We start from the raw sequence: 12,514 nt of genomic DNA on the forward strand, positions 1-12,514 counted from the left end.
GTCGCAAACGCTTCACGTCTGCGACACATTTTTATTGTTGAAGCGATGGCGCCAAACGGACTCGTGTACCCGCTTCTCCGTCAATGGCTGCTAGTGCCTGATCGAGTGACGTGATGATGGCGACACGGTTCGTACCGGATTCGGCGAACTGAAGCGCCGCCCTTACTTTCGGTAACATACTCCCGGGTGCGAACTGACCTTCGGCAATATAAGTCTCCATCTGTTCTTTCGACGTTTCTTGAAGCGCCATCTCGTCCGGTTTCCCGAAATTGACATACACATGTTCGACAGCCGTCAAAATGAGTAATACGTCTGCATGGACGAGGTCCGCCAGTTTTGCGGCCGCGAAATCTTTATCGATCACCGCTTCGATGCCAACATATCCGTCCGCTGTCTCCATGACCGGAATGCCACCCCCACCCGAAGCGACAACGATGTGCCCCGCTTCAACGAGTGTACGAATGACGGCATGTTCAGCGATTTTTATAGGGATTGGACTCGGCACGACCCGACGATATCCCCTTCCTGCGTCTTCTTTAAAAACATAGCCCGTCGTCCGTTCGAGATGAAGCGCTTCGTCTTCCGTGTAAAACGGACCAATCGGTTTGGTCGGATGATGAAACGCACTATCGTTCGGGTCGACAATACTCCGGGTGACGAGCGAGGCCACATGCTGTTCAAGACCACGTGCACGAAGCGCTTTGGACAGTGCATTCTCGAACCAGTATCCAATCATCCCTTGCGTCATCGCACCACAGACATCAAGCGGCATCGCTGGTGTGGCCGGACTGTCTGATGCGGCTTGTTGCAACATCAGGTTTCCCACTTGCGGACCGTTCCCATGTGTGATGATGACCTCGACTCCTTCCGCAATGAGTGCAGCGAGAGATTCCGCCGTCGCCTCGACGGCATGTATTTGTGCTTCAGCTGTCGCATCTTTCCCTTGTTGAATCGCATTCCCGCCTAAAGCGATGACCACACGTTTTTTCTCCATATCCATACCCCCGATCAGATGACTGAGATATTACCCGATAGTATGCGTACGACTGCGAAGATGGCGAGTGCGGTCAATACACCGGCGACCATCCATTCCGTTTTAGTGAGTGACTTGATGCCATTTTCACGTTGTGCCTTCATGTAGAGAAGTGTTCCTGGTGCATATAAAAGCGTGGTGAGAAGTAAATAATCGATTCCAGCGGCGTAAATGAGCCATAGTCCATAAGCGGACGCGACCAATCCAATCGTCAAATCGCGTGTTTTTCGTTCACCGGCACTATATCCGATTCCGTTCTTCGCTACTTTCACTTGGTAAAAGGCCGAGAACACGTATGGAATCAAAATCGCACTCGAAGCGAGAGAGAAGGCGAAGTTATATGCGGCATCTGAAATCAAGAATGTGAAGAGGAAGAGCTGAATCAACCCGTTCGTCAACCAAAGGGCGTTGACGGGAGCCTGATTTTGATTCTCTTTTGTGAACCATTTTGGGAAGACCCCATCTTTTGCGGCGACGAATGGAATCTCAGCCGCTAAAAGTGTCCAACCGAGCCACGCGCCAAGGACAGAGATGACGAGTCCCCCGTTGATGAGCATCGCACCCCACGGACCGACGGCCGATTCGAGCAAATATGCCATCGCGGGTTGTGAGGCGTTCGCCACATTTTCCGGTGTCATGAGACCGAGCGACATGATGGAAATGAGCAAATAAATGACGAGTGTACCGAGCAACCCGATCACGGTCGCCTTTCCGACGTCTGAACGTTTCCGAGCACGACCAGAAAGCACGACAGCTCCTTCCACACCGATAAATACCCAAAGTGTCACGAGCATCGTCGAGACGACCTGGTCACGCACACTTCCCCACGAGAAGCCGCCTTGTCCCCAAAAATCGAAAGTGAAGTTTTCGAGATTAAAGAAGAACAAGGTAATCGTAATGAATGCAAAAATCGGGACGAGCTTGGCAATCGTCGTGACGATGTTGATCATCGATGCCTCATGCACCCCACGTAAGATGAGTGTATGCACGAGCCACAGCATAATCGATGCGCCAATGATCGATGCGATGTTCTGTCCCCCTTCAAAAATCGGGAAGAAATAACCGACCGAACTGAATAGCAATGTGGCATACGCCACGTTTCCGAGCCAGGCAGACAACCAATATCCCCAGGCCGAGTTAAATCCGACGAACGACCCAAAACCTGCCCGTGCATAGCTATACACACCACCGTCCAGGTCAGGACGACGCATCGTCAAATTTTGAAAGCTGAGACCGAGCGCGATAATCCCAATCCCAGTAATCACCCAACCGATGAGAATGGCACCTGCGTTCGCACCTTGCGCCAAATCGGCAGCCAAGTTAAAGGCGCCACCGCCAATCATCGATCCGACGACAAGTGCCGTCAATGCTCCGAGACCTAACCGCTTGTCTTGCTTGTCAGGATGTACTCCAGCCGAACCACCTGAGTCATGCTCCAACTTCGTAGACATTCTACTCATCCCTTTCGCTTATTTTGAACCGGGAGGGGAAATCCCCTCCTCGTCAACGATCAAGCCATTCGCGTGTCTCCGTGAGCGTTGCTGCCATTACCGCCTTGATGGTGTGCATCCGGTTTTCCGCCTCATCAAATACGAACGAGTGACGACTGCGGAACACTTCATCGGTCACTTCCATTTCCGTCAATCCGTATTGTTCGTGAATCGCTCGACCGACTTCCGTTTCTAAGTCATGGAAGGCTGGGAGGCAATGCATGAACATAATGTCCGGGTTGCCGCTCTTTTGAAGCATATCCATGTTCACTTGATATGGTCGCAACAGTTCGATCCGTTCTGCGAAGGCCGCCTCTTCGCCCATCGACACCCAAACATCTGTGTAGACGACGTCCGCCTGATCCATCGCTTCTTCAATGCTCTCCGTCAAGGTGATCACAGCACCTGTTTCAGCAGCGACCGACTTCGCGTAGTCCACGATTTCATCAGATGGCCAAAGTGATTTCGGCGCACAGATTCGCATATCCATCCCTACTTTTGCACCACCGATCAACAGCGTATTGCCCATGTTGTTCCGTCCATCACCCACATACACGAATTTAATTCCGGCTAACTCTCCTTTTTGCTCTTTCACTGTCAAAAAGTCAGCCAAGATTTGAGTCGGGTGATACAAGTCGGTCAAGCCGTTCCAAACCGGTACGCCTGCGTCTTTCGCAAGACCTTCGACCGTCTCGTGGGCGAAGCCACGGAACTGAATGCCGTCAAACATGCGTCCGAGGACGATTGCGGTATCGCGCACCGATTCTTTCTTCCCGAACTGGATGTCATTCTTACCTAAATATTCGGGATGCATCCCTAAATCGATAGCAGCAACCGTGAACGCACAACGCGTCCGCGTCGATGGTTTTTCAAAGAGCAAGGCAATGTTTTTCCCTTCACAAATCCGATGTGGCACGCCTTGTTTTTTCTGACGTTTGAATGCAGCAGACAAATCGATCAAGTAGTTGATTTCTTCACCAGAAAACTCGTTTAGCGATAAAAAATGACGACCTTTCAAATCAAAGTTGAACGTTGTAGACATACTGCTTCCTCCTTATCACATTTAGATGTCTTGACGGATAATCGGACAGCTCATGCAACGTGGACCCCCACGTCCGCGTGATAGTTCACTCGACATGATTTCAATCACTTCGACGCCTTCTTTGCGAAGCAACTCATTCGAGACGTAGTTTCGGTCATACGTGACCACGACACCTGGGGCAATGGCGAGCGTGTTTGATCCATCATTCCATTGTTCGCGAGCCGCTGCGATTGGATCACCACCACCACAAGGAATCAACGTGGCTTCCTGTAACCCAAGGACATCTTTTAATACTTTCAACAAATCGGTATGTTGAGTAATTTGGAGTTCGCCTTCCGCGTTTAACGTGAGCTCGAAAATGTTCATTTTTCCTTCCGGTCCTTGAATGAATGGATGGATGGTGAATTTATCATAATCGACCATCGTGAAGACGGTATCGAGGTGCATGAAGGCGCGTGATTTCGGAATTTCGATGGCGATGACTTTTTTAAAGCTGTCTCCATGTTTGAGTAGGTTGAGGGCGACACGCTCGATGCCTTGTGCGGTCGTTCGTTCTGAGATGCCGATGGCGACGACTTCTTTTGACAAGACGAGTTCGTCTCCCCCTTCCATCGCAAATCGATAGTCGCGGTCCGACCAAATGGGAACATCATGTTTCGCAAAGCGTGGGTGATAGCGCATAATATATTGCGTGAAGAGTGATTCACGGCGACGTGCCGGTTCTTTCATTCGGTTGATGGAGAGTCCGTGACCGATTGCAGCGGCTGGGTCTCGTGTAAAGTAGAGGTTTGGCATTGGATCTAAAAAGAAGGGGTACGTATCTTCAATCATTTCATGTAAATGGCGACGTTTCTCCGGCTTGATTTCCGATTTTCGGATACCGGCCATCACCGTCTCAATCAACATTTCGTTATCAAAATCGAGTAAATACTCTTTTAATGTTTCGTAAGAGCCGTTGATATTTGATTTAGACTCCGATAAGATATCCGCGACAAACTTTTCGCGCACACCGGGGAGTGATAACGTTTCGGCCATTAGTTTTTCGAGGTAAAGGACTTCCACACCACGATTTTGAAGCGCACTCGCAAAATAATCGTGTTCTTTTTGAATGACCGGCAAATGGGGAATATCATCGAACAAGAGGCGCTCTAAATATTCCGGGGTAAGATTCTCTAATTCCCTGCCCGGTCGTTTCAGTAATACTGTTTTTAATTCTCCAATTTCTGAATACACATGAATCGGATGTTTCAGCGTCGTATCTTGTGAAATCGGTTGATTCGTCATTGAGATCATCTCGCTTCCTCCTTGTGATTCGGGTGTGTGACTACCCTTACCTTATCACTTTACCAAATTTGCGAATGTCTAATCCGGCACTTCACCTGTTGTCGATTCCACATAGCTATGTATAAACGTTCACCTTTGTGAATGAACAAACAAGGCTCTAAAAATCGGCGCCATGACAAGGGGAAATGAGATGTATGGATGATGTATAACATCTCCGTAAAAAAAGCGGAAAACTTTTTTTATTCACCGTAAAATAAATTGAAAACGCGAGAGATCAGGATGTGAGGATATGAAAATTGAAGAAACGGAATACAACGAACACGAAGCAGCACTTCGCACATTGATTCAAAAAGGAGACCCGATTGATTTTCAAGATCTATTCCTCTCCCTTCACCCGGGTGAGCAGGCGGATCATTTTATCGAACTGAATCAACATGAGCGGGCGTTCGTGTATCGAACCATCTCCCCTGAGGTATTCACCGATCTATTTGAAAAGCTGACGTTAGAGGAACAATGTACATTTATCCAAGAAACACCTCAGCCGTATGCCGTCCGCATCTTAAATGAAATGTATTCGGATAACGCGGCCGACCTGATGCGGGAATTACCCGATGCGTTCATGGACACGTTATTTGAGCAGATGGATGATATCGAGGAGCAAGAAGTCAAAGACTTGATGCAGTATCCAGAAGAAACGGCCGGATCGCTCATGACAACTGAGTTTGTCGTCCTTCAAGCTGATAAGACGGTCGGGTTGACCCTTGAAGAGTTGCGTGAACTAGGACCTGATGCCGAGACGATTTATTACTTATATGTGGTTGACCAAGCGCACCAACTTGTTGGGGTCGTTTCATTGCGTGATTTGATTGTCGCACCGCTCGATGCGAAAATCGAGGACATCATGGGATTTCGCGTCATCTCGGCAAACGTCATGACCGACCAAGAAGACTTGGCTCGGATTGTCCAAAAGTACGATTTATTGGCCCTTCCTGTCATCAATGATCAGCAAAAGCTACTCGGTATCATCACGGTCGATGATATATTAGACGTCATCGAGCGCGAGACGACGGAAGACTTTGAAGAACTCTCCGCGACGAAGGGGTCGTCCGATATCAATATGAGCCCGCTCGAGGCGGCGAAAAAACGTGCCCCTTGGATTGTCAGCCTCATGTTTCTCGGCATGATTACGGCCTCGACGATTGGTGGTTTCGAAGACACGCTTGAAACGATTGTGCTTCTCGCCGTCTTCATGCCACTTGTCATGGGCTCTGCCGGGAACGCAGCCACGCAATCACTCGTCGTCGCCGTCCGCTCGATTGCACTCGGGACCATCAATCGAAAGAACGTCATGAAGATGATTCGACGCGAACTCGGGACGGGTATTATTTTAGGAATCGCTTGTATGATTGTCATCTTCGGCGTGATCACGCTGCTGTATGACAATATGCTGATTGGTTTCATTGTCGGAGTTTCCATCTTTGCCGCACTCAGTGTCGCCACAATGATTGGTACGATTGTCCCGCTTCTCATCAATCGCCTGAAGTTAGACCCCGCTGTCGCCTCGGGACCGTTCATCACGACATTGATGGACAATCTAGGGCTCATCATCTACTTCACGGTTGCGACGTCTATGCTCCAATTCTTCTAACACTCGAAACATCGAGTGTCAGACTATAGACAAAGTATAGGTGTTATGCCCAATCCGGACACGGCTCGCTTTCCTAGGGGCAAGCAGGGAGCCGCATCGCGAATGCGTCACTGCTGGGTCTCCCTTTGCTTGCTATTCCCTCAGGAGTCTCGCCTGCCCGTTCTTGGTCACCTTTTGTCCTCCGTCCCATATAATGGTGTGAGAAGAACACACAGGGGCGGATCTGATGATCAACAAGTCGACACCATCCATCCTTCACGGTCTGACGAACGGAACGGATGTTGAACGGCGGCTCGAGGCGGATGATCTCGGGATTGATGACGGGCGGGCTCGGCGTTTACCTTCCCTTTTCCCTGATGCATCGATTCGAAGTAAGTATTTAGTATTTTCTTCGGCCGTCGTGGCCTTAGAAAAAAGACAAACGGCCGCCAGGTGACGACCGTTTGCGTTGCTCGCCCGACGGCGCCCCCGACTCCTACAGGAAAGCAATCCGACGGAGACCCAGCAGCGACCTAGGTCGTGATGCGGCTCCGGGATTGCCTGAGGAAAGCGTGGGCTCCGGAAGGACGAGTTCGAACATGTTATTTGTCAACAAGCTGACACTCGAAACATCGAGTGTTTTTTATTTTCTCTGATTAAAATGACTACCTTCTTACACTTTAGGGTATTTCCTACAAATACATATAAAACATAAGTAAGGAATGAGGGGATTTCATGACATTTCAACAAGTACTCTACATACTCGTGACTGGTGCTTTGTTCATGGCGCTCGTCGCCTACGTCTCATATCGCATGACGCGAGGAAAAGTCGAAAGTGCCGATGATTATTTCTTGGCCGGTCGCGGTCTAACAGGCGTCTTCATCGCGGGATCGCTTCTGTTGACCAACTTGTCTGCTGAACAATTGATTGGTTTGAACGGTCAATCGTTCGCCGGCAACATGTCAGCGATGGCTTGGGAAGTCACGGCCGGGATAGCTGCCATCATCATGGCACTCTTTTTGTTGCCACGTTTTCTTGGCATCGGAATTTCGACCATTCCTGAATTTTTAAGTCAGCGCTATGACGAAGACGTTCGTCGATTGACCGTCCTGTTGTTTTTAATAGGCTACATGTGCGTCACGATTCCGTCTATGCTGTACTCAGGTGGATTGGCCGTCCTACAACTGTTCGACGTGCCGGCCCTTCTCGGCATCAGCTTTGAGCAGTCCCTTTGGCTCGTCGTTTGGTTCATTGGCATCATCGGGGCGATTTATGCCATCTTCGGTGGACTTCGCGCGGTCGCTGTATCGGACACGTTAAACGGGATCGGTCTCATCATCATCGGCTTCCTCGTTCCGACGCTCGGTTTCCTCGCACTAGGGGACGGGAATCTGTTGGACGGGATGAAGACGATTGCGACGACGAATCCCGAAAAGTTGAATGCAATCGGCTCCACCAATGACTCGGTCCCGTTCCTATCTATTTTTACCGGAATGATTTTTGCGAACTTATTCTATTGGGCACTGAATCAATACGTAATCCAGCGTGCTCTCGGTGCAAAAAATTTAGCAGAAGGTCAAAAAGGCGTACTCTTTACCGGCTACTTGAAGTTACTCGTCCCAATCTTTATGTTGTTACCTGGCGTCATTGCATTCCATTTGTATGGGTCAAACGTGGAGAAGGCAGACCTCGCTTATCCGAGTCTAATTGCCGAACTATTACCAATGTGGCTCATGGGCTTTTTCCTCGCCGTCTTGCTCGGTGCCGTATTCAGCTCGTTCAACTCGCTTTTGAATAGTATCGCGACGCTCTTCGTCCTCGATATTTATAAACCGAAGTTCAAGCCGAATGCTTCTGACCAAGAGTTGATCCGTGTCAGTAAATGGTTCGGGACGTTCGTGGCGCTCGTCTCGTTCTTTGTCGCCCCGAATCTCATGTATGCACCAGATGGCTTGTGGGATTTGATCCGTCGCTTCACCGGTTTCTTCAACATCCCGATTCTCGTCATCGTTTTAATCGGAATGCTCGTCAAACGTGTGCCACCGATCGCCGCGAAGACCGTCGTCTTTTTCCACGTCATCGCCTACTATTTCCTCGTGTGGGGAACGAAACAATGGTTCGGCGTCGAAATCGGCATCAACTTTATCCATATTTACGGAATCCTCTTCGTCATCGAAACGGGAATCATGCTCGTATTTGCGCGTGTACGACCGATGCTGCAAACAAATCCGATCCAAATCGAACTCGGACGCGTCAAACCATGGCGGCATGCCCTTTCGACATCGATTTTGCTCGTCGCTTCGATGATTTTCGTTTACCTTGTCTTCTCACCAATCGGACTCGCTTATGCGAACGGCATCGTTTCCGAATGGTTCGTTCCAGTGACAATGGGACTTGTCGTCGTCACGTCCGTCCTCATGTGGGCATCATACCGCTATGGCATTTCTCGTTATGAACGCTATCTAAACAATTTAGGTGAAGACTCGTCTGACGTAGAAGAAGTAAGCAGCTAAACAAATAGACCTCCTTGAACTTACGCGTCAAGGAGGTCTACTTTTTGTTGTCGCTTTCGTTCATACATGGCATCGTCCGCACGTTGCCAAAGCTCCTCAATCGTTTCCGGATAAGATGCCCATGCCAACCCGATGGCAACGGAAATCCCTTCTTGTTGACAAGTCGCTTCAATTTGACGAACCATTCGTTCACATGCGTCTTTAGGCATCATTTCTAGAAATAAGACGAACTCATCTCCTCCTAAACGATAGACGGATGATTCGATGTCTTGAAGGATTGTACCGACTCGTTTCAATAAACAGTCACCAGCTGAATGCCCTTCTTCGTCATTCACGACTTTTAAATCGTTCACATCGAGCACGACGATTCCGACGTTACACGCATTTTCGGCTTGAGCAATCGTTTCTTCAAACGCCCGACGATTGAAGACACCGGTCAAGCTATCGTGGCGACTTTCATACATGAGACGTTCACGCTCGGTCATGGCTGCTTCGATGTTCCGAATCACACCTTGAACCGCTACGATTTCACCATTCTCATAGATTGGGGTCGTATATTCCTCGAACCATACATAAGCGCCGTCATTCGTGCGCCATCGCTGAAGAATCGCTTCTTCGTAGTTGACGCGTCCCGCCACTTTATCGAGTAATAGTCGCCGATCGTCCGGGTGGATTCTGCGAAAGCACTCTTGTGCATCTGAATAACTTCGCATCACCGTTCCTTCTCCAAGATATAAATCTAAAGAAGGACTGATGTATCGGAAACGCCAGGTCGGTTTCGTTTCAAAAATGTAAATGACATCTTTCGTTTGATTCCCGAAATGCATAAACGAAAGAGACGGTGCATGTGGCTGTGGACGTTTGTATAGCCACAAGGCGATCAAAAATCCAACGAGTATCCCCCAGAAGAATAACGTCATTGAATCCACTTCCTCTCTGTTCGACCATATCGTACCACGTTCGAGGTCAGACACCTGTCTCAATTCCTGTTATTTGGTAAATGTTTTTTTGAAAATTGAGTAAATTTTAGAGAGGTTGTGACGTACATGATATAGTCGACTTAATGAATCACTCAATAGATGGAGGTTTCTCATGTCACAGTTCACACACCCACCGATTGACGAGACATTTTCGGGGGTCTATTTGGTCACGAATCGAAACGAATCAATCCACCAGTCATACGGTTATGCGAATCGCTCAGAACAGATTCAACATGACGTGACAACACGGTTCGGAATCGCTTCCGGCTGCAAGCTGTTTACAGCAATCGCGATTTCTCAGTTAGTCGAGCAAGGGAAACTATCCTTCTCCACCTTGCTCGACTCGTTTCAAACATTCGACTTACCTCATCTGTCACCAAACGTCACCGTGCATCAACTGTTGACGCACACGTCGGGAATCCCTGACTATTTTGATGAGTCCGTCTCTGATGACTTCGAAGCGCTATGGCGTGATATCCCGATGTATCGTTTCCAAAAGTTACGTGATTTTCTACCACTGTTTCAACAAAAAACCATGAAGGGCGAACCAGGTTCTCGATTCTCCTACAACAATGCGGGGTATATTTTGTTAGGGTTGATCGTGGAAGAAGTGACCGGACAGTCCTTCACCGACTATGTCGAACAATCGATTTTTCAGCCTGCTGGTATGACCGATTCTGGATATTTCTCACTCGATGCCTTGCCTGCTAAAACAGCGCTCGGTTATATCGACAACTCGGACGGCACGTGGCGTACGAATCAATATGCGATTCCAATTAAAGGTGGGGCAGATGGCGGAGCTTATGTGACCGCTCAAGATATGAGTCGTTTTTGGAAAGCATTGTTTTCACATCAGCTACTGAACGCCGCATCCACCTCCCTCCTTCTCACACCACATGTGACGGTCAATGACCGCGGCGGGAGTTATGGATACGGACTTTGGATTCAACATCACGCATCGGGAGACGTCTATAAATATCATGTGATGGGATATGACCCGGGCGTCAGTTTTCATTCGGGGTACTATCCAGAAAACGAGGTCATCTCGGTCATTTGTTCAAATCAATCAGATGGGGCGTTTGATGTCATGAAACAAATTGAAACACAGATTGGAGAACCACTTGTATGAACATTCGTGCCTATAAAGAATCAGACTTTGACTCGATTCAACAACTCAATCACGATGAAGGTTGGAGCCAATTGGTGGAACGGGATGCCTTGACACGTGAGGCATGGCGTCAATCCAACGTCACCTATGTGATGGAGTCTGAAGATGATGAGATTGTCGCTTACTTAAGGGGATTGACCGATACGACAGTCAGTTTGTATGTCTGTGAACTGTTGGTCGCTCCCGCCTATCAAAAACGTGGGCTCGGTGAACAGCTACTTCAACATATTCATGAACGATACCCAACAACGCGAATCGAACTGTTAGCGAGTCAAACTTCGCACACATATTACGAAAAACTACGATTCCGTCCGTTTTATGGGTTTCGGAAAACGATTCACGAATAGGAGGAATATAGATGAAACTCGCTCTCATTACCGGCGCTTCACGTGGTCTTGGCCGCGCCATCGCACAGGAACTCCAAACTCGGAACTGCGAAGTGGTCGGTCTCTCTCGATCACAGGCAGAAGACGTTACGTATCAACAGCTATCAGTCGACCTGTCTAACGTATCCGGAATCAATGCGGTCATCCGGGAGATTGCACCGTTTTTAGAGAAAGCTGAATCCATACTACTCGTCCAAAACGCAGCATGGATTGAACCGATTCATCGTGTCGGACAATTAGATGGCGAGAAAGTGACCGCTCATGTCCACGCTAACTTGCTTGCGCCGATGCTACTGGCGAATGCGGTCCTCGCTTTCGATAAGCCGACTGAGTTGATTCATGTGACCTCTGGTGCTGCTAAGCGTCCAATCTCAGGTTGGAGCGCATATTGTGGCACGAAAGCAGGACTCGATCATTTCACAGAGACGCTTGCACTAGAGCTAGAAGGAACCTCACATCGTGCGGCTCTATTCAATCCAGGCGTGATGGATACGTCGATGCAGGCAGAGATTCGTTCTTCTTCGGAAGAGGCGTTTGCTGACCTTGAACAATTCCGTTCATACGAGACAGAAGGACGACTACGCTCTCCTGAGACGGTTGCTCGTGTATTTGCTGAACAGTTGATCGACCGTCCGTTGGAAAATGGCAAGACGTATTCGATTTATGACTTAATCAAATAATTTACCAGGTCAAAAAAAGAATCACCCTTCCCTCGTTAAACCGTCTACACTACATGCATAGATACGTGAAAGGGTGAATCCTATGAAAACAATCGCTGGAGGATTACTGTTATTTGGACTGTTCAGCCTCACCATGTCGTTCACAATGATTGGAGATACCGCCGTCGTCGGGGCGATGGTGAGCGGAGTCTCGATTTTATGTAGCGTCGGGTTGTTATTTGGAGCAACCGAACTAAACAAAGTCCGTCACGACTTGCTCCACGATAAAAAAACGTCTTTCCCATCTGAATGAGGGAAAGACGTTTTTGAT

At 48.7% G+C, this 12,514-nt stretch carries 12 protein-coding genes; 7 read left to right on the forward strand and 5 right to left on the reverse strand.

The window, feature by feature from the left end; genetic code table 11:
* Positions 1 to 31 precede the first annotated feature (31 nt).
* From arcC to arcA, 4 genes are read right to left on the reverse strand one after another with little or no spacing between them, the layout of a single operon-like run.
* On the reverse strand, positions 32 to 994 hold the full coding sequence (gene arcC / locus KNO66_RS09735; protein WP_214742227.1) for a carbamate kinase: 963 nt from the start codon (positions 992 to 994) through the stop codon (positions 32 to 34).
* A 14-nt stretch (positions 995 to 1,008) separates the two neighbouring features.
* Positions 1,009 to 2,484 carry an arginine-ornithine antiporter gene (gene arcD / locus KNO66_RS09740; protein ID WP_214742228.1) on the reverse strand — a complete coding sequence of 492 codons (1,476 nt, stop codon included), beginning with the start codon at positions 2,482 to 2,484 and terminating at the stop codon, positions 1,009 to 1,011.
* Positions 2,485 to 2,536: 52 nt separating this feature from the next.
* On the reverse strand, positions 2,537 to 3,565 hold the full coding sequence (gene argF / locus KNO66_RS09745) for an ornithine carbamoyltransferase (RefSeq protein ID WP_214742229.1): 1,029 nt from the start codon (positions 3,563 to 3,565) through the stop codon (positions 2,537 to 2,539).
* Between the two features lie 21 nt (positions 3,566 to 3,586).
* A complete protein-coding gene (gene arcA / locus KNO66_RS09750; protein ID WP_214742420.1) occupies positions 3,587 to 4,816 on the reverse strand; it encodes an arginine deiminase in 1,230 nt (409 codons plus the stop codon).
* Between the two features lie 322 nt (positions 4,817 to 5,138).
* On the opposite strand from arcA, the gene mgtE reads away from it, so the two are divergent.
* The 3 genes from mgtE (at position 5,139) to KNO66_RS09765 (ending at position 8,990) form a co-directional block, all read left to right on the forward strand.
* The gene (gene mgtE / locus KNO66_RS09755) at positions 5,139 to 6,497 is read left to right on the forward strand and encodes a magnesium transporter (RefSeq protein WP_214742230.1); all 1,359 of its coding nucleotides are present in this window, start codon (positions 5,139 to 5,141) and stop codon (positions 6,495 to 6,497) included.
* Between the two features lie 226 nt (positions 6,498 to 6,723).
* A complete protein-coding gene (locus KNO66_RS09760; RefSeq protein ID WP_251128081.1) occupies positions 6,724 to 6,933 on the forward strand; it encodes a hypothetical protein in 210 nt (69 codons plus the stop codon).
* A 278-nt stretch (positions 6,934 to 7,211) separates the two neighbouring features.
* Positions 7,212 to 8,990, forward strand: coding sequence for a solute:sodium symporter family transporter (locus tag KNO66_RS09765; protein ID WP_214742231.1), 1,779 nt, complete (start codon positions 7,212 to 7,214; stop codon positions 8,988 to 8,990).
* A 20-nt stretch (positions 8,991 to 9,010) separates the two neighbouring features.
* Here KNO66_RS09765 and KNO66_RS09770 read toward each other — a convergent pair whose 3' ends face one another.
* Entirely contained in the window at positions 9,011 to 9,910 is a 900-nt protein-coding gene (locus tag KNO66_RS09770; protein ID WP_214742232.1) for a GGDEF domain-containing protein, read from the reverse strand.
* Between the two features lie 172 nt (positions 9,911 to 10,082).
* On the opposite strand from KNO66_RS09770, the gene KNO66_RS09775 reads away from it, so the two are divergent.
* The 4 genes from KNO66_RS09775 (at position 10,083) to KNO66_RS09790 (ending at position 12,496) form a co-directional block, all read left to right on the forward strand.
* On the forward strand, positions 10,083 to 11,099 hold the full coding sequence (locus KNO66_RS09775; protein WP_214742233.1) for a serine hydrolase domain-containing protein: 1,017 nt from the start codon (positions 10,083 to 10,085) through the stop codon (positions 11,097 to 11,099).
* Positions 11,096 to 11,485 (forward strand): GNAT family N-acetyltransferase, encoded by a 390-nt coding sequence (locus KNO66_RS09780; protein ID WP_214742234.1) that lies wholly within the window; start codon positions 11,096 to 11,098, stop codon positions 11,483 to 11,485. The genes KNO66_RS09775 and KNO66_RS09780 overlap by 4 nt, the downstream gene beginning before the upstream one ends.
* Positions 11,486 to 11,496: 11 nt before the next feature.
* Positions 11,497 to 12,204, forward strand: a complete 708-nt coding sequence (locus KNO66_RS09785) for an SDR family NAD(P)-dependent oxidoreductase (protein WP_214742235.1) — start codon at positions 11,497 to 11,499, stop codon at positions 12,202 to 12,204.
* A gap of 82 nt (positions 12,205 to 12,286) precedes the next feature.
* Positions 12,287 to 12,496, forward strand: a complete 210-nt coding sequence (locus KNO66_RS09790) for a hypothetical protein (RefSeq protein ID WP_214742236.1) — start codon at positions 12,287 to 12,289, stop codon at positions 12,494 to 12,496.
* Positions 12,497 to 12,514 lie beyond the last annotated feature (18 nt).

Source organism: Exiguobacterium sp. s48, from assembly GCF_018617395.1.
In the GTDB taxonomy this organism is placed as follows: Bacteria; Bacillota; Bacilli; order Exiguobacteriales; family Exiguobacteriaceae; genus Exiguobacterium.

Coding starts and splice junctions, on each gene's coding strand:
- arcC (WP_214742227.1), bottom strand. CDS start 994: ATGGAGAAAAAACGTGTGGTCATCGCTTTAGGCGGGAATGCGATTCAA.
- arcD (WP_214742228.1), bottom strand. CDS start 2,484: ATGTCTACGAAGTTGGAGCATGACTCAGGTGGTTCGGCTGGAGTACAT.
- argF (WP_214742229.1), bottom strand. CDS start 3,565: ATGTCTACAACGTTCAACTTTGATTTGAAAGGTCGTCATTTTTTATCG.
- mgtE (WP_214742230.1), top strand. CDS start 5,139: ATGAAAATTGAAGAAACGGAATACAACGAACACGAAGCAGCACTTCGC.
- KNO66_RS09760 (WP_251128081.1), top strand. CDS start 6,724: ATGATCAACAAGTCGACACCATCCATCCTTCACGGTCTGACGAACGGA.
- KNO66_RS09765 (WP_214742231.1), top strand. CDS start 7,212: ATGACATTTCAACAAGTACTCTACATACTCGTGACTGGTGCTTTGTTC.
- KNO66_RS09770 (WP_214742232.1), bottom strand. CDS start 9,910: ATGACGTTATTCTTCTGGGGGATACTCGTTGGATTTTTGATCGCCTTG.
- KNO66_RS09775 (WP_214742233.1), top strand. CDS start 10,083: ATGTCACAGTTCACACACCCACCGATTGACGAGACATTTTCGGGGGTC.
- KNO66_RS09780 (WP_214742234.1), top strand. CDS start 11,096: ATGAACATTCGTGCCTATAAAGAATCAGACTTTGACTCGATTCAACAA.
- KNO66_RS09785 (WP_214742235.1), top strand. CDS start 11,497: ATGAAACTCGCTCTCATTACCGGCGCTTCACGTGGTCTTGGCCGCGCC.
- KNO66_RS09790 (WP_214742236.1), top strand. CDS start 12,287: ATGAAAACAATCGCTGGAGGATTACTGTTATTTGGACTGTTCAGCCTC.